The sequence below is a fragment of the Rhizobium leguminosarum genome, assembly GCF_001679785.1.
Classification (GTDB): Bacteria; Pseudomonadota; Alphaproteobacteria; order Rhizobiales; family Rhizobiaceae; genus Rhizobium; species Rhizobium leguminosarum_R.
Genome location: NZ_CP016290.1, coordinates 108,580 through 124,789, shown reverse-complemented (window position 1 = coordinate 124,789; position 16,210 = coordinate 108,580). Strand labels below are relative to the sequence as shown.

The window sequence follows — 16,210 nt, the reverse complement described above, 5'->3', positions numbered from 1 at the left end:
CCAGGCCTTCCACTCAACTCAACTTTCAAAGGAACATCGTCTTGACTGAATCCGATCGCTTTGTGTGGCAGAAACTTAGTCGCCATTTCAAGACCAATGATCTGACAATTCTCGTGAACTCGCGCCGGCAGTTTACAGCACATCTCCTGCCAGATCTTCAAACCATAATCGAGGACCTAGTCGCACCTTGGTCCCCTCAGCTCTCGGGCTTACATCAAGAGTACGAGATTTTTCCGATGAAGCTGTCAGACCTGACCACTTCCGAGGGAAAACGCGTCGTGCGGCTGGCGCCCGTGCAGCACCAGGACATCGACATTGGCGAAGATGAGCCATACGCTTCGATTAACAACGGTCTCTGGCTGATAACGATCGACGGCGACATGCCTGCAGCAGTCATGTTGTCGAAGTTTACTACCCGGCATGGTCCAAAGGTCCAGGTCGAAATAGCTCATCTGCCTAATGAGGTGGGGCGTGACTTCGCCGAGGGTTTTCTGCGCACAATCCAGGCGCAGGGCAAGAGCTCCCGATATTATCGCAACAAGGCTGTCTCTTTCGAGGTCAATGACTTCGGGAGCACTCACGAAACAATGAGGGTGCACAAGCTTCCTGCGGTAAGCCGGAACGACGTCGTGCTTTCCAAGGCGACTATGACCCAGCTCGATACGCACATCTTCGATTTTGTTAAATACCGGGACGAGTTGAAGCGCCTCGGCCAATCGGGACGCAAGGGTATTCTGCTCCACGGACATCCTGGCACCGGCAAGACCCATGTCGTCCACTATATTGCTGCCAACCTGCCCGAGCACAGCACAATTCTGGTCACGGCTGAGCAGATGCTGAATATGGAGGAATACTTCGCGTTGGCTCGCGTCCTGCAGCCATGCATCATGGTGATTGAGGATGTGGATCTGGTTGCCCGTTCGCGCGAAGATATTTCGAGCCAAAAGGCAGAAACCCGCCTGAACCGCTTGTTGAACGAGATGGACGGTCTCGGTACAGACGCTGACATCCTCATCCTCCTGACCACGAATCGGCTGAACTCCCTCGAGGGGGCACTCGCCTCGCGTTCGGGCCGTGTAGATGTGCCTCTTGAGATTCCTCTCCCTGATGACGATTGCCGCGAGCGGCTGATCAAGCAATACGGTCATGCGCTGAACTTCCAGGGCGAAGCTTTGGCCGAGGCCGTCGCCCGTTCCAACGGCGGAAGCGCGGCTTATGTCAAGGAGATGGTGCGCCGTCTCGTTCAGCGAAGCGTTGCGCGAGGCGGCAGCCTCGTTATCTCACGCGAGGATGTGGAGGAGGTCTTCGCCGACGCTGAAGCAGTGCTCAACCTCCTCAAGAGGGATGAGGAAATCGTAAGAAGACACATCGTAGAGCAAGACGATGAAGACGATTGCGGTTCCTGCTGACGCTTGCAAGACGTCCAGCGCGTCATGCCGGTACTTCCCCGCTGTTCGTGCGGTGGAGTATCTGGCGCCGACAATCGCCGCGTAGGACGTCTTCTACATGCCGCCTTAAGTCATTGGCTGCCGGCAGCGCCTGCCGGTCACCTTCCGCCCTTTCATCACATAGAGAGTGAAGTGCCGTCATGTCCGAACAATCCTTGCCGACGCTACCGATGTGGCGCGTCGATCACATCGAGCCCTCGCCGGAGATGTTGGCGCTATGCGCCCGCGGTCCGATCCACCGCGTGCGCTTCCCGTCCGGGCACGAAGGCTGGTGGGTGACAGGCTACGACGAGGCCAAGGCGGTACTGTCCGACGCGGCGTTCCGGCCCGCGGGAATGCCCCCGGCAGCGTTCACCCCCGATTCGGTAATTCTCGGTTCGCCGGGGTGGCTGGTCTCGCACGAGGGCAGCGAGCATGCCCGGTTACGCACGATCGTGACACCGGCCTTCAGCAGCGGCAGGGTGAAGCTGCTCGCGCAGGAGATCGAGGCGATCGCCGCGCAGTTGTTCGAGACGCTGGCGGCCCAGCCCCAGCCCGCCGACTTGCGACACCACCTCTCCTTTCCGCTTCCGGCCAAGGTCATCAGCGCGCTGATGGGCGTGCCCTACGAGGATCACGCCTTTTTCGCCGAGCTGTCCGACGAGGTTATGACGCACCAGCATGAAAGCGGCCCGCGTAGCGCGTCGCGTCTGGCCTGGGAAGAATTGCGCGCCTACATTCGCGGCAAGATGCGGGAAAAGCGCCAGGATCCGGGCGACAACCTGCTGACGGATCTGCTCGCGGCGGTCGACCAGGGCAAGGCGACCGAGGAAGAGGCGATCGGCCTGGCAGCGGGCATGCTGGTGGCGGGGCACGAGAGCACCGTCGCACAGATTGAATTCGGCCTGCTGGCCATGTTCCGCCATCCGCAACAGCGCGAACGCCTGGTCGGCGATCCATCCCTCGTGGACAAGGCGGTAGAGGAAATCCTGCGCATGTACCCGCCGGGCGCGGGCTGGGACGGCATCATGCGCTATCCGAGGACCGACGTGACCATCGCGGGCGTGCATATTCCCGCGGAGAGCAAGGTGCTGGTCGGCCTGCCGGCGACGTCGTTCGATCCACGCCATTTCGACGACCCGGAAATCTTCGACATCGGACGCGCCGAAAAGCCGCACCTGGCGTTCTCCTACGGGCCGCACTACTGCATTGGCGAGGCGCTTGCCAGGCTGGAACTCAAGGTGGTGTTCGGTTCGATCTTTCAGCGCTTTCCCGCGCTACGCCTGGCCGTGGCGCCCGAAGAACTGAAGTTGCGCAAGGAGATCATCACTGGCGGGTTCGAGGAGTTGCCGGTGCTCTGGTGATGCGCGGACACCACCGGGAATCGCGATCTTTCCGCAATTTGCCGGCGCACCCGGCGCGCGCCAGTCAGATCAGCCAGCCAAGAGGTAACCCAGATGGACGTGCAAGAAACCACGGCAGCATACCGGGACGCCTTCGCCGAACTGGCGTCACCAGCGTGCATCCACGACCCGTATCCGTTCATGCGGTGGTTGCGTGAGCACGATCCGGTGCATCGCGCGGCGTCGGGACTCTATCTGTTGAGCCGCCACGCCGACATCTACTGGGCGTTCAAGGCCACGGGCGATGCGTTTCGGGGACCGGCGCCGGGCGAACTGGCGCGCTATTTCCCGCGTGCGGCGACCAGTCTGTCGCTCAATCTGCTGGCCTCCACGCTGGCGATGAAGGACCCACCGACCCATACGCGTTTGCGCCGGCTGATCTCGCGCGATTTCACCATGCGCCAGATCGACAACCTGCGGCCGAGCATCGCGCGCATCGTCGCAGCGCGCCTGGACGGCATGGCGCCCGCGCTGGAGCGCGGGGAGACGGTGGACCTGCATCGGGAATTCGCGCTGGCCTTGCCCATGCTGGTCTTCGCCGAACTGTTCGGCATGCCACAAGACGACATGTTCGGGCTCACCGCCGGCATCGGCGCCATTCTGGAAGGCCTGAGCCCGCACGCCAGCGATCCCCAACTCGCGGCGGCGGACGCGGCCAGCGCCAGGGTGCAGGCCTACTTCGGCGACCTCGTACAGCGCAAGCGCACCGATCCCCGCCACGACATCGTGTCGATGCTGGTAGGCGCACACGACGACGATGCCGACACGCTGTCGGATGCGGAGTTGATCGGCATGCTGTGGGGCATGCTGCTGGGTGGCTTCACCACCACTGCGGCGACCATTGACCATGCGGTCCTGGCGATGCTGGCGTATCCCGAACAGCGACACTGGCTGCAGGGAGACGCGGCGGGGGTTAAGGCATTCGTCGAAGAAGTCCTGCGCTGCGACGCGCCCGCCATGTTCAGCTCCATTCCGCGTATCGCCCAGCGCGACATTGAACTGGGCGGCGTGGTGATCCCGAAGAACGCGGACGTGCGCGTGCTGATCGCGGCCGGCAATCGCGACCCGGACGCCTTTCCCGATCCCGACCGCTTCGATCCCGCGCGGTTCTACGGCACCAGCCCTGGCATATCGACCGACGGGAAGATCATGCTGAGCTTCGGCCACGGCATCCACTTCTGCCTCGGTGCGCAACTGGCCCGGGTGCAGTTGGCCGAAAGCCTGCCGCGGATCCAGGCGCGCTTCCCCACACTGGCATTGGCCGAGCAGCCGACCCGGGAGCCCTCCGCGTTCCTTAGGACGTTCCGCGCGCTGCCGGTGCGGCTGCATGCGCAGGGCGAGGCTGAGATGCGCGTCGTGGTCGACCCGGATCTGTGCGGAACCACCGGGCAGTGCGTGCTGACGCTGCCGGGCACCTTTCGCCAGCGCGAAACGGACGGCGTGGCCGAAACGCTCGTGGCGACGGTCCCGCAGGCGCTGCACACCGCCGTGCGGCTCGCCGCCAGCCAGTGCCCGGTCGAAGCGATTCGGGTCATCGACAGCAACACTGGCGATGATGAGCGCGCCCGCGCCGACCATGCGCCTTTCCCGGCGAAGGCCAAGCGGCATGCCTCGAAAGAACAACGCAACCAGGAGGACACAATGGGACGGTTTGAAGGCAAGGTGGCTGTGGTGACCGGCGCCGGCGCCGGCATTGGAAAGGCATGCGCCCTCGCCATCGCGCGCGAGGGCGGCAGATTGGTGGTGGCCGACATTGATGGCTCGGCGGCCAGCGCCTGCACCGCGCAGATCGCCGCCGAAGCGGGGCACGCCCTGGCGCTGGCCATGGACATCGCCGATGCCCCGGCGGTCGCAGCGCTGTTCGAGACGGCGGAGCGGCACTTCGGTGGGGTCGACCTGCTGGTGAACAACGCGAGTGCCATGCATTTGACCCCGCGCGACCGCGCGATCCTCGACCTGGACGTGGCGGTCTGGGATCAGACGATGGCGACCAATCTGCGCGGCACACTGCTCTGCTGCCGGCAGGCCATCCCACGGATGATCGCCCGCGGCGGTGGCGCGATCGTCAACATGTCGTCGTGCCAGGGGCTCAGCGGAGACACCGCGCTGACGTCCTACGCCGCGTCGAAGGCCGCGATGAACATGCTGTCGGCCTCACTCGCCACCCAGTACGGCCATGCGCAGATCCGCTGCAACGCAGTTGCGCCGGGTCTCATCATGACCGAGCGTCTCCTCGCCAAGCTGGACGAGTGCATGCAACGGCATCTGCGCCGGCACCAGCTCCTGCCGCACGTCGGCCGCCCCGAGGACGTGGCCGCGCTGGTGGCGTTCCTGCTCTCCGACGATGCTGCGTTCATCACCGGCCAGGTCGTGTGCATCGACGGCGGCATGCTGGCGCATGTGCCGACGTACGCCGACGGTGGCAACAGCCGCGCCGTGGGGCCTGCCGGCGACACCGGCAAAGCTGCCCCGGAGCCGCGCTGATGGACATGCTGCTCAACCCGCTGAACCGTCGGCACCGGCTGCGGCACGACATCCCGGTCCTGCCTGGCGCTTTCCCCCTGGTCGGTCATCTTCCCGCCATGGTCTACGACCTGCCGCGCCTGCTCCGGCGCGCGGAACGGACGCTGGGGAGCCACTTCTGGCTGGATTTCGGCCCTGCCGGACACATGATGACCTGCGTGGATCCAGATGCGTTCGCATTGCTCCGACACAAGGACGTGTCCTCGAAGCTGATCGAGGAGATCGCGCCCGAATTGTTTGGGGGAACGTTGGTCGCGCAGGACGGCATCGCGCACCGGCAGGCGCGCGATGCGATCAAGGCAGCGTTCCTGCCCAAGGGGCTGACCCAGGCCGGCATCGGCGACCTGTTCGCGCCCGTCATCCAGGCGCAGGTGCAGGCTTGGCGCGACCTCGGGGGGGTAACCATCCTGCGCGAAACCGGTGACCTGATGCTCAAGCTCATCTTCAGCCTTATAGGAATCCCCGTGCAGGACCTGCCGGGATGGCATCGCAAGTACCGGCAACTGTTGCAGTTGATCGTCGCGCCTCCGATCGACCTGCCCGGACTGCCCTTGCGGCGCGGCCGCGCCGCCCGCGACTGGATTGACGCGCAGTTGCGCCAGTTCGTCCGCGACGCGCGCGCTTATGCCGCACGCACCGGGTTGATCAGCGACATGGTGAGCGCCTTCGATCGCAGCGACGATGCGCTCTCCGATGACGTCCTGGTCGCCAATATCCGCTTGCTGCTGCTTGGCGGTCATGAGACCACCGCCTCAACGATGGCCTGGATGGTGATCGAGTTGGCGCGGCAGCCTGTGCTGTGGGACGCCCTGGTCGAAGAGGCGCAACGCGTGGGCGCGGTGCCGACCCGGCACGCGGACCTGGCGCAGTGTCCGGTCGCCGAGGCGCTGTTCCGCGAGACGTTGCGCGTGCATCCGGCGGTCACGCTCCTGCCGCGTCGCGCGCTGCAGGACTTGCAACTCGGCCAACGGCGCATTCCCGCGGGTACCGATCTGTGCATCCCGCTGCTGCATTTCTCGACCTCGGCGCTGCTGTACGAGGCGCCTGATCAGTTCCGCCTGGCGCGGTGGCTGCAACGCGCGGAGCCGATCCGGTCGGTGGACATGCTGCAGTTCGGTACCGGCCCACACGTCTGCATCGGCTACCACCTGGTATGGCTGGAACTGGTGCAGTTCTGCATCGCCTTGGCGCTGACCATGCACAAGGCCGGGGTGCGGCCGCGGTTGCTGAACGACGTCGAAAAAGGCCGGCGCTATTACCCGACCGCCCATCCGTCCATGACAATCCGCATCGGATTCTCATGAGCTGGCATCGCATGCCGGTGTGGCGAGGCCGCGACGCCGCCAGCACTGCGGCGGTTTGGCGCTCGCCGTAGCCGTCTTCTGTGAGGTAAAAGGACATGAACAACATGCAGGCCGGTTCCACACTACACGACGACGCAAAGCGGGTCGAACAGGCGCTGGCGCGTCTTCTCCGCGCCGAAGACGACGGTGAGACTGAACTGATGGCGGCAATGCGCTACGCCACCTTACAAGGCGGGAAGCGCACCCGCGCCTTGCTCTGTATGGCTGCCGGCGCACTGGCCGACACGCCAGTACACATGCTCGACGAAGTCGGCGCCGCCATTGAGATGATGCACGCCTGTACCCTGGTCCACGACGACCTGCCCGCGATGGACGACGACGTGCTTCGCCGCGGCCTCCCGACCGTGCACGTCAAGTTCGGCGAAGCCACTGCGATCCTGGTCGGCGATGCGCTGCAGGCGCACGCCTTCCTGACCCTGGCGAGCCTGGATGCGCCGGGCGACAACCGTATCGCGCTCGTGCGCGAACTGGCGCAGGCGGTGTCCGCCGAGGGTGCCGCAGGCGGGCAGGCCATGGATCTGTCGCTGGTCGGAAAGCACGTCGAGCTGGACAGGATCGTGGCGATGCACCGGATGAAGACCGGAGCGCTAGTGCGTGCGTCCGTTCGCATGGGCGCGCTATGCGCCATCGCGGAGGATGCCGCGCACGCCGCGCTGTACTGTGCGCTCGATCGTTACAGCGCCTGTTTAGGTCTGGCGTTGCAGGTGATCGACGACATTCTTGACGCGACAGCGGATACCGCGACGCTGGGCAAGACCCCCGGTAAGGACGCGGCGGCGCAGAAGCCGACCTGCGCGTCGATCATGGGGCTTGAGGCAGCACACCAGTTCGCGCTGGATCTGTTGAGCGACGCCGGGGAGGCCATAGCCCCACTGGGGCCGCGTGGGGAACGGTTGGCACAGATGCTGCAGCGGGCCAAGGCGTATCTGTTCAAGCAGGCGCCATGCGCATGAGCGTGCCCGTCCGTATGGAGTTCCCCTGTGCCGCTGCGATCGGCCGGCGGCGACGGTGTGCCGCACAGTGTCCGAATCCGCGGCGCCGATCGCAGCGGTTGCCCAGCACGGCGGTGGCGCACGCCCCGCGCTACAAGCAAGCCTATGCGGCGGACCGGCGCCAGCATGGGGACGCGTCGCCGCGCGACGGGCCCGCGGTGGCGTCTGCCCGATCCTGGTTCTGGTCAACCGTCTGAAGAAGGAACATTCCGCGTGAACGCGCTGTCCGAAAAGATCCTTTCCGAATTGTGCCACCTGCTGAGCGAGATGAACGACGGCGGCAGGGTAGGTCCGTCCGTCTACGACACGGCGCGCGCTCTGCAGTTCCGCGGCAACGTCACCGGTCGGCAGGACGCATATGCGTGGCTCATCGAGCAGCAACAGGCCGATGGCGGATGGGGAAACGCGGACTTCCCGCTGTTCCGCCATGCGCCCACGTGGGCGGCGTTGCTGGCGTTGCTGGCGTTGCAGCATTCCGATCCTCTCCCCGGCGCTGCCGAAGCAATCCAGACTGCAACAAGGTTCCTCGAGCGCCAGCCCGATCCATACGCGCGTGCGGTGCCGGAAGACGCGCCGATTGGCGCGGAGCTGATCCTGCCGCAGTTGTGCGGCGAGGCCGCATCCTTGCTGGGCGGCGTGGCGTTTCCGCGCCACCAGGCGCTGTTGCCGTTGCGACAAGCGTGCCTGGTCAAGCTGGGGGCGGCGGCGATGTTGCCGAGCGGCCATCCGTTGCTTCACTCTTGGGAAGCCTGGGGATCGTCGCCGACCACCGCATGCCCGGATGAGGGCGATAGCATCGGCATCAGTCCGGCGGCCACCGCCGCGTGGCGTGCGCACGCCTTAACACAGGGGAGCACGCCGAAGGTTGGACGCGCCGACGCCTATCTGCAGGCCGCATCGCGGGCGACGCGCAGCGGCATCGAAGGTGTCGTTCCCAACGTCTGGCCGATCAATGTGTTCGAGCCATGCTGGTCGCTGTACACCCTGCATCTGGCCGGGCTGTTCGCGCATCCCGCGCTCGCCGAGGCGGTGTGCGTGATCGTCGCGCAACTCGACGCCCGCCTGGGCGTGCGCGGTCTGGGCCCGGCCTTGCACTTCGCGGCCGATGCGGACGACACCGCCGTTGCGTTGTGCGTCCTGTGCCTTGCAGGCCGCGACCCGGCGGTCGATGCGTTGCGCCATTTCGAGATCGGCGAGCTGTTCGTCACCTTCCCCGGCGAACGCAATGCCTCGGTGTCGACCAACATCCATGCGCTGCATGCGTTGCGACTGTTGGGGAAGCCCGCCGTCGGCACCAGCGCCTACGTCGAGGCCAATCGCAACCCGCACGGTCTATGGGACAACGACAAATGGCACGTTTCGTGGCTATATCCCACCGCGCATGCAGTCGCGGCGCTGGCGCAAGGCAAGCCTCATTGGCGCGACGAGCGCGCGCTGGCGGCGCTGCTGCAGGCGCAGCGCGACGACGGCGGCTGGGGCGCCGGGCGCGCGTCCACATTCGAGGAAACCGCCTATGCGGTGTTCGCGTTGCACGCGATGGACGGGAGCGAAGAGCCAACAGGGCGCCGGCGCATCGCGCAGGCGGTGGCGCGTGCGCTGAAGTGGATGCTTGCACGCTATGCGGCGCATGCATTGCCGCAGACGCCGCTGTGGATCGGCAAGGAACTGTATTGCCCCACCCGAGTGGTGCGCGTGGCCGAACTCGCCGGTTTGTGGATGGCGCTTCGTTGGGGGCAGCGCGTACTGGCCGGCGGAGAAGGAGTGGAGCCATGATCCAGACCGAACGCGCGCTGCAGCAGGTGCTGGAGTGGGGGCGTTCCCTCACCGGGTTCGCCGACGAGCATGCCGTGGAAGCCGTCAGGGGCGGCGAGTACATTCTGCAGCGCATCCACCCGAGCCTGCGCGATGCCAGTGCCCGCACCGGCCGCGATCCGCAGGACGAAACGCTGATCGTGGCGTTCTATCGCGAACTGGCGCTGCTGTTCTGGCTCGACGATTGCAACGACCTTGGTCTAATCGCGCCGGAGCAGCTCGCCGCGGTGGAGCAGGCGCTGGGGCAGGGCGTGCCCTGCGCGCTCCCCGGATTCGAGGGCTGCGCTGTGCTGCGCGCTTCACTGGCCGCGCTCGCCTACGATCGTCGCGACTATGACCAGCTTCTCGACGATACCCGGTCCTACTGCGCGGCGCTGTGCGCCGGACACGCGCAGGCCGCAGGGGTAGAACGCTGGTCCTACGCCGAGTATCTGCACAACGGCATCGATTCGATCGCCTACGCGAACGTATTCAGTTGCCTGTCGTTGCTGTGGGGGCTGGACATGGCGACCTTGCGCGCGCGTCCGGCGTTTCGCCAGGTCCTGCGGCTCATTTGCGAGATAGGGCGGCTGCAGAACGATCTGCATGGACGCGACAAGGACAGGTCGGCCGGCGAGCCCGACAACGCGGCGATCCTGCTGCTGCAGCGCTATCCGGCTATGCCTGTGGTGGAGTTCCTCAACGACGAACTGGCCGGCCATACGCGCATGCTGTATCGGGTGATGGCGGAAGAACGCTTTCCCGCGCCGTGGGAACGGTTGATCGAGGCTATGGCGGCCATCCGCGCGCAGTACTACCAGACCTCGACAAGCCGCTACCACAGCGACGCTGCAGAAGGGAGGCCAGCGTGCGCCGGCCTGAACGCGCGGGAGGCCGCGTGCACGTGCTGCCCGTCGGTCCCATCCGACGCAACGCCGTCGCCCGATGCGAGGGAAGGGGCGATCATGAGCGACACCGCCCTGAGCCGGCGCAAGGACGACCAGCTGGACATTGTGCTGGCCCAGCGAACGGCGCCGGCCACGGTCGCCGGCGGCTGGGAGTACATCCATTTCGAACACTGCGCATTGCCCGAGTTGGACCTGACGCAGATCGACCTGCGCGCCTCGCTGCTGGGCAAGACCATGCGCGCGCCGCTGCTGATCAGTTCCATGACCGGCGGCATGCCACGCGCCGAGGCCATCAACCGGCATCTGAGCGAGGCAGCGCAAGCCTTGGGGATCGCCATGTGCGTCGGTTCGCAGCGCGTGAGCCTGCAATCATCGCGTAACTCCCAGGGGCTGACGCGCGCGGTGCGCCGCCTGGCCCCAGATATTCCCTTGCTGGCCAATATCGGCGCCGCGCAACTGCGCGAGGCAGACGGTCTGGATCTGGCGCGCCGGGCGGTGGATGCGCTGGAGGCCGATGCACTCATCGTCCATCTCAATCCTCTGCAGGAAATGGTACAGCCGGAGGGCGACCGCGACTGGCGCGGCGTCCTGGCGCAGATCGCTCGCGCTGCACGCTGCGTGGGCGTGCCGATCGTGGCCAAGGAAGTGGGGTCGGGCCTATCCGCCTCGGTGGCCTGTGCGCTCGTCGAGGCGGGCGTGGCGGTGATTGATGTGGCCGGCGCCGGCGGCACCAGTTGGGCCGCGGTGGAGGGCGAGCGCGCCCGCGATACCGCCGACCGTGCAGTTGCGATGGCGTTCTCCGATTGGGGGATCCCGACCCCGGCCAGCGTGCAGGCGGTACGTCGGGCGCTGCCAACGGTGAAGCTGATCGCGTCGGGCGGGATCCGCGATGGCGTGGATGTGGCCAAGGCCATCCGTCTGGGCGCGGACATCGCCGGGCAGGCGGCCGGCGTGCTGGGCGCGGCGACCGTGTCCACCGAGGCGGTTGTCGCACATTTCGAGATCGTCATCCGCCAGTTGGCGGTCGCCTGCTTCTGCACCGGCTCGGCTGATCTGGCGGCGCTGCGTCACGCGCGCTTGTTGACCTCGGCGCATCTGCCCGCCGGTTGATCCCGGCGTCGCCCGCACGGGGTGGCGGGCGCTTAGCGATGCTGAAACTCCTACCCAAAGATAGAACACAGGCTCACCCTGGAGAGGCGGTTCGATGCGCGGGACCGATGTACGCAGGTAGCAGCTGTTCACGGTGAAGCGGTTGGAGGATTTAGTTCCAGCATCCACAGCGCCCGATCCGGCTGATGGTCAATTAAGCGCTGGTGCACCTTGTTGTGGTCGATGACATCAGGAGCGCGGGCCTCTACCGATAGTTGGCAAAACGAGGACAAACATTCATGCGATTAAGAGTGTTCGCCGACGAAATGCGACGCGGCATAGCTTGTCGTTCGAGATTCGCGCCGGATCGTTCGTGAGGCGACAAGCGGTGATTGCTTGTTGTTTCAAGTCGCGCGGCATCGTTACATCCCATTGCCCAATCTTCAGCGTCCGCTTCATCTCGCTTGACGCGACAACTGAGCCCGCTGTGGTGGATACGGATTGAGGGTGGCAGAGATTTGGGCGACTCGCGGCTTTCTTTCTTCCGGTCACGAGATTCGGTGCCGCTAAAACGAAGCTAACCGCCCGACTGGCCGATCGAATAATTGTTCGTCAGCAAAATCGGCCGGCTTGGCACGAATCTTGAGAGCTATTGCGAGGCAGCGGAACGGCCGCCGCATCCGCGGTGCGGGATAACCGCATTGCTTCGAACTCGTGAAGGAACGACCAGAGCGCCGGCCCTTGTCGGCGGCGTCGGCATGGCGCCGAGCGCCAATATCGGCCCGGATGCGGCGATCTGCCCGGGACATTGCCGGAAGAGTGGTGTTGTCACGTTAAGTTTCTCTGGCTGGAAAGGTCAGCGGCTCGTGGATATTCAGGCGACACAGGCCGCAATTTTCCATGCATCGAAAGCTTCGAGCCGATGGCGGCGAATTGTTTGCGCGGCGACGGAACTGAACTGAACTGAAAAGCAATTGCGGGTCGCTGAGTGCATGGAGACGAACCGTTGCAACGTGCCTGGTGATCAGTGGCCTTGCATGGTTCGTTCCCGTTTTCGAAACGGCAGATGGCTGTTCTCGGCCCGATTATCGAGGCCCTTGTGCGACCAATGGTCAAGGCCGGGTGCCACTTCCGCCTTTGCTGCACCGTAGGAGCGGAGCTTATCGGTGATGATCCGTTTGGGAGCAAAGCCATAGCGCTTCATTAACGCCACCAGCACGCGCTTCGCTGCCCTTTTATCACGCCGCTTCTGCAATATCTCTTCGAGAGCGGTGCCATGTTGATCGACCGCACGCCAGAGCCAGAATTTCTCTCCAGCGCATTTCACAACGACTTCGTCCAGATACCAAATATCGCTGGGGCGCGCCTGCCGCCGCCGCAAGTTGCGTGCGATCTGGAGTCCGAACTTGGCGATCCAGCGGCGGACTGTCTCGTATGACACGTCGATTCCACGCTCGAGCAGCATTTCCTCAACGTCACGCAGACTAAGGTTGAACCGCAAATAAAGCCAGACCGCGTGAGAAACGATCCGTGGCGGAAAACGGTGACGCTTGAAGCTGATATCTCGTGTCTGCATCGCCGAAATCTACGCCCAACCCGTCAGGCAGGCAACCGCAGCCCAGTTAACGTGACAATACCGTCGACGGGTGATCCACGCAACAACGCCGGTTACCTTCGCGCGGGAAGATGGTGCCAAAGATTGAAGAAGCTCATAGCCGCTATCTTCAAAAAAACGCGCATCTGAAATTCCGTAAACGGTCCAACCGTGGAAAGCCCTGTGTTCCCGTGGATCGCGGGACCTTTCGAGGCGACGATTTCTACTGCTCAACGGGCCGATAGTGCCGCTGTGACGAGATCTGTCAGCTGCGATTCGCGCGGAGCCCCCCACCAGTCGCATACAGACATGTATGACATGTCGCTGGTGCTGTCGCCGAGGCCGAAGACCGGGCGGTTGGGTTCGTCAGCACGAAGTCTGTCAAGCAGGAAGTTTGTCGCGAGACGCTTTGAGATGACTGGTGGAATGAGCGCCAGGTTGTTGCCGTTGTGGTGGCGGATCCAGCCTTCCCTGTCGACGACAGGCACGATTTCCTGGAGACGCGATCCGTCGCCGCTGTCGTTCTCCTTGAAAACAAGGTAGGTCGCCACGCCATCCTCGAGCACGGGCCAGCAGCGCATGGAAACTCCGAGGTCGGCGCTTTTGGCTCTGGCCGCGTCGAGAAGCTCCGAAAAATAGTCCGCAAAGGGAAGAAGCTGCGCCTCGACCATGTCGCGCCATTCGGCGTCGGGCTTGCCGTCGGGATCGAGGATGACCGCACCGTTAGCGACGATAGCATAGCTGGAGAAGGGTATCTGCACATTGGCGTAGGAGTCCGTCCCGCGTGCAGTCACCGGGATGACTTGTGTCGTGCGTAGCAACCAGTCCACCAGCGCCTTTTGCGTCGGCGTCATATACGAGTACTTGCTAGCAGGAGCGTCGGGGTCGAGGACGCGCGCGCCCAGCGTAAGTTGTCCGTCGGTGAAGCCGGGAAGCTTGCGACGCGAACGGAACAGCGTGTCGTCGAGGTCGACGAGGAAGATCGGGGCCATGCAAACTCCATTGCCTTTTCTTGGCGGGCAAATATCGAATATTAGTCATTGGTCAATGTCTAATTTTTGTTAACAAATTGGAGCACTGTTGCATGGATCAGACTTTGGACGAGGATAACCCTATCCACTGCATTTTTCATGCAATGCGCTCGAACGGTATTGTCACGTTAACTGGGCTGCGGTTGCCTGCCTGACGGGTTGGGCGTAGATTTCGGCGATGCAGACGAGACATCAGCTTCAAGCGTCACCGTTTTCCGCCACGGATCGTTTCTCACGCGGTCTGGCTTTATTTGCGGTTCAACCTTAGTCTGCGTGACGTTGAGGAAATGCTGCTCGAGCGTGGAATCGACGTGTCATACGAGACAGTCCGCCGCTGGATCGCCAAGTTCGGACTCCAGATCGCACGCAACTTGCGGCGGCGGCAGGCGCGCCCCGGCGATATTTGGTATCTGGACGAAGTCGTTGTGAAATGCGCTGGAGAGAAATTCTGGCTCTGGCGTGCGGTCGATCAACATGGCACCGCTCTCGAAGAGATATTGCAGAAGCGGCGTGATAAAAGGGCAGCGAAGCGCGTGCTGGTGGCGTTAATGAAGCGCTATGGCTTTGCTCCCAAACGGATCATCACCGATAAGCTCCGCTCCTACGGTGCAGCAAAGGCGGAAGTGGCACCCGGCCTTGACCATTGGTCGCACAAGGGCCTCAATAATCGGGCCGAGAACAGCCATCTGCCGTTTCGAAAACGGGAACGAACCATGCAAGGCCACCGATCACCAGGCACGTTGCAACGGTTCGTCTCCATGCACTCAGCGACCCGCAATTGCTTTTCAGTCCCGTCCCGTCGCCGCGCCGCGCAAACAATTCGCTACCATCGGCTCGAAGCTTTCGATGCATGGAAAATTGCGGCCTGTGTCGCCTGAATATCCACGAGCCGCTGACCTTTCCAGCCAGAGAAACTTAACGTGACAACACCACTCCAGCTGTATCCGGTTCGCGATCGCCGTGCCGATCAGCAGATGGGTGATTTCATCCACGAACAGATCATTCCGCATCAGGCGGAGAGGATCCTCCTGGTCATCCCCAGACAAGTCGAAAAGCCGCTCGTCGCCGGCGAACACCAAAAACAGCCGGTAGACATCTTTCAGCGCGATCGAAGCGTTCAGTTCAAAATTGTTGCGACCGATCGGAACCATGCCCACTCCATATCTATGATAAAGGACATATCACAGATGATCAGTATGTTGAGTCTTAGGCATTTGCGGGTCGCGGGTTCGAATTCGTTCAAGAGCACCAATTGCGGCGGTTGCCGGAAGCTAGTTGGTTCGATGGAATGACGAGTCTGAGGTTCGTCCTATCGAGGCGGTCAACAACGCGAAGATCTGAATGGCCTGACTTTCAGTGATGAATGCTAGCATTTGCTAATAATGTCAGTGTGGCCTTCTTCAGCATGCGACCCCAAAAAATCAGTCGACCCAGCACCTTGGATACTCACCCTGTTGCCCAACCTCACATATATTGGATGGCGTGCTCACTAGGATGAGCCACGAGCGGGGCCAATCATGAAGAAGATCGAATTCGATGCCAGCTTGCTCATTGGGGCGACCGGAATGTTGACGGCTGCTGCAGAATGGGTGGCGGAGAGATCCGTCAGCGTCATCCTCGTCGCACGTAACGCGTCTTCTTCGCCGCTCTGCAGCCGCAACAATGTTAAATCTCTTGACCTCGACTGGCGTGATCCGTTGCCCTTCGTTAGCGCCATTGTTGAAGCTTCCATGTTTGAAAGTGTGCAGCTTGCAGTCATCTGGATCCACGGCAGTGGCGTGGAAGCCGCCCACGGGCTCCTCCCTGCGCTGTCTCAGCGACCCCGCCTGATCGTCCAGGTGCGCGGCAGCCAAGCCTTGCACGATATTGGTACGAGACAGGACCCACCATTCGAAATGCGAGGGCGGGCGCGTCTGATAACCGTTACCCTCGGCGCGAAATGGGAGGCTGGACGGAAGCGCTGGCTGACCTGGGACGAAATCTCTGCGGGGGTCGTCACGGCGATCAACGCCCGCGAAAGCCAGGTGATAGGGTCGCTGTCTCCCTGATCTCCTCATACGATCAAGGCTGACCGCGCGATCGCAAGCG

At 63.4% G+C, this 16,210-nt stretch carries 12 protein-coding genes and 4 pseudogenes; 14 read left to right on the top strand and 2 right to left on the bottom strand.

Features of this window, described 5'->3' with window-relative positions; all coding sequences use genetic code 11:
- Nucleotides 1-41 precede the first annotated feature (41 nt).
- The 11 genes and pseudogenes from BA011_RS45605 to BA011_RS44870 all read left to right on the top strand — a co-directional run bounded on the left by BA011_RS45605 (nt 42) and on the right by BA011_RS44870 (nt 12,459).
- Entirely contained in the window at nt 42-1,409 is a 1,368-nt protein-coding gene (locus BA011_RS45605) for an AAA family ATPase (RefSeq protein WP_237352843.1), read from the top strand.
- Between the two features lie 179 nt (nt 1,410-1,588).
- Nucleotides 1,589-2,791 carry a cytochrome P450 gene (locus BA011_RS35070; protein WP_065284241.1) on the top strand — a complete coding sequence of 401 codons (1,203 nt, stop codon included), beginning with the start codon at nt 1,589-1,591 and terminating at the stop codon, nt 2,789-2,791.
- Between the two features lie 93 nt (nt 2,792-2,884).
- A pseudogene (locus BA011_RS45600) lies at nt 2,885-4,168 on the top strand (cytochrome P450); the annotation flags it as partial.
- A gap of 9 nt (nt 4,169-4,177) precedes the next feature.
- Nucleotides 4,178-4,303: pseudogene (locus BA011_RS46395) on the top strand (ferredoxin); the annotation flags it as partial.
- A 168-nt stretch (nt 4,304-4,471) separates the two neighbouring features.
- Nucleotides 4,472-5,314 carry an SDR family oxidoreductase gene (locus tag BA011_RS45595; protein ID WP_064245237.1) on the top strand — a complete coding sequence of 281 codons (843 nt, stop codon included), beginning with the start codon at nt 4,472-4,474 and terminating at the stop codon, nt 5,312-5,314.
- A complete protein-coding gene (locus BA011_RS35055; RefSeq protein ID WP_065284240.1) occupies nt 5,314-6,657 on the top strand; it encodes a cytochrome P450 in 1,344 nt (447 codons plus the stop codon). Before BA011_RS45595 ends, BA011_RS35055 begins: the two co-directional genes overlap by 1 nt.
- 104 nt (nt 6,658-6,761) lie before the next feature.
- Nucleotides 6,762-7,670 (top strand): polyprenyl synthetase family protein, encoded by a 909-nt coding sequence (locus BA011_RS35050; protein ID WP_072641627.1) that lies wholly within the window; start codon nt 6,762-6,764, stop codon nt 7,668-7,670.
- Nucleotides 7,671-7,922: 252 nt separating this feature from the next.
- The gene (locus tag BA011_RS35045) at nt 7,923-9,482 is read left to right on the top strand and encodes a hypothetical protein (RefSeq protein ID WP_064245234.1); all 1,560 of its coding nucleotides are present in this window, start codon (nt 7,923-7,925) and stop codon (nt 9,480-9,482) included.
- Nucleotides 9,479-10,382 (top strand): annotated as a pseudogene (locus BA011_RS43205) (terpene synthase family protein). Before BA011_RS35045 ends, BA011_RS43205 begins: the two are co-directional and overlap by 4 nt.
- A gap of 83 nt (nt 10,383-10,465) precedes the next feature.
- Complete coding sequence (gene fni / locus BA011_RS35040) at nt 10,466-11,518, top strand: type 2 isopentenyl-diphosphate Delta-isomerase (protein ID WP_065284455.1); 1,053 nt, start codon at nt 10,466-10,468, stop codon at nt 11,516-11,518.
- Between the two features lie 737 nt (nt 11,519-12,255).
- Nucleotides 12,256-12,459, top strand: coding sequence for a hypothetical protein (locus tag BA011_RS44870; protein ID WP_210191786.1), 204 nt, complete (start codon nt 12,256-12,258; stop codon nt 12,457-12,459).
- On the opposite strand, the pseudogene BA011_RS35035 reads toward BA011_RS44870, so the two are convergent.
- Both BA011_RS35035 and BA011_RS35030 read right to left on the bottom strand, forming a co-directional pair.
- A pseudogene (locus BA011_RS35035) lies at nt 12,372-13,073 on the bottom strand (IS6 family transposase). The gene BA011_RS44870 and the pseudogene BA011_RS35035 overlap by 88 nt on opposite strands.
- 248 nt (nt 13,074-13,321) lie before the next feature.
- Nucleotides 13,322-14,083, bottom strand: a complete 762-nt coding sequence (locus tag BA011_RS35030) for a hypothetical protein (RefSeq protein WP_064247060.1) — start codon at nt 14,081-14,083, stop codon at nt 13,322-13,324.
- A 230-nt stretch (nt 14,084-14,313) separates the two neighbouring features.
- On the opposite strand from BA011_RS35030, the gene BA011_RS35025 reads away from it, so the two are divergent.
- From BA011_RS35025 to BA011_RS35015, 3 genes are all read left to right on the top strand, one after another.
- Nucleotides 14,314-15,000, top strand: a complete 687-nt coding sequence (locus BA011_RS35025; protein WP_065284239.1) for an IS6 family transposase — start codon at nt 14,314-14,316, stop codon at nt 14,998-15,000.
- A gap of 42 nt (nt 15,001-15,042) precedes the next feature.
- The gene (locus tag BA011_RS35020) at nt 15,043-15,414 is read left to right on the top strand and encodes a hypothetical protein (RefSeq protein ID WP_151343739.1); all 372 of its coding nucleotides are present in this window, start codon (nt 15,043-15,045) and stop codon (nt 15,412-15,414) included.
- Between the two features lie 225 nt (nt 15,415-15,639).
- Complete coding sequence (locus BA011_RS35015) at nt 15,640-16,170, top strand: hypothetical protein (RefSeq protein WP_065283454.1); 531 nt, start codon at nt 15,640-15,642, stop codon at nt 16,168-16,170.
- The last annotated feature ends 40 nt before the right edge of the window (nt 16,171-16,210 follow it).

Coding starts and splice junctions, on each gene's coding strand:
- BA011_RS35070 (WP_065284241.1), top strand. CDS start 1,589: ATGTCCGAACAATCCTTGCCGACGCTACCGATGTGGCGCGTCGATCAC.
- BA011_RS45595 (WP_064245237.1), top strand. CDS start 4,472: ATGGGACGGTTTGAAGGCAAGGTGGCTGTGGTGACCGGCGCCGGCGCC.
- BA011_RS35055 (WP_065284240.1), top strand. CDS start 5,314: ATGGACATGCTGCTCAACCCGCTGAACCGTCGGCACCGGCTGCGGCAC.
- BA011_RS35050 (WP_072641627.1), top strand. CDS start 6,762: ATGCAGGCCGGTTCCACACTACACGACGACGCAAAGCGGGTCGAACAG.
- fni (WP_065284455.1), top strand. CDS start 10,466: ATGAGCGACACCGCCCTGAGCCGGCGCAAGGACGACCAGCTGGACATT.
- BA011_RS44870 (WP_210191786.1), top strand. CDS start 12,256: ATGGCGCCGAGCGCCAATATCGGCCCGGATGCGGCGATCTGCCCGGGA.
- BA011_RS35030 (WP_064247060.1), bottom strand. CDS start 14,083: ATGGCCCCGATCTTCCTCGTCGACCTCGACGACACGCTGTTCCGTTCG.
- BA011_RS35015 (WP_065283454.1), top strand. CDS start 15,640: ATGAAGAAGATCGAATTCGATGCCAGCTTGCTCATTGGGGCGACCGGA.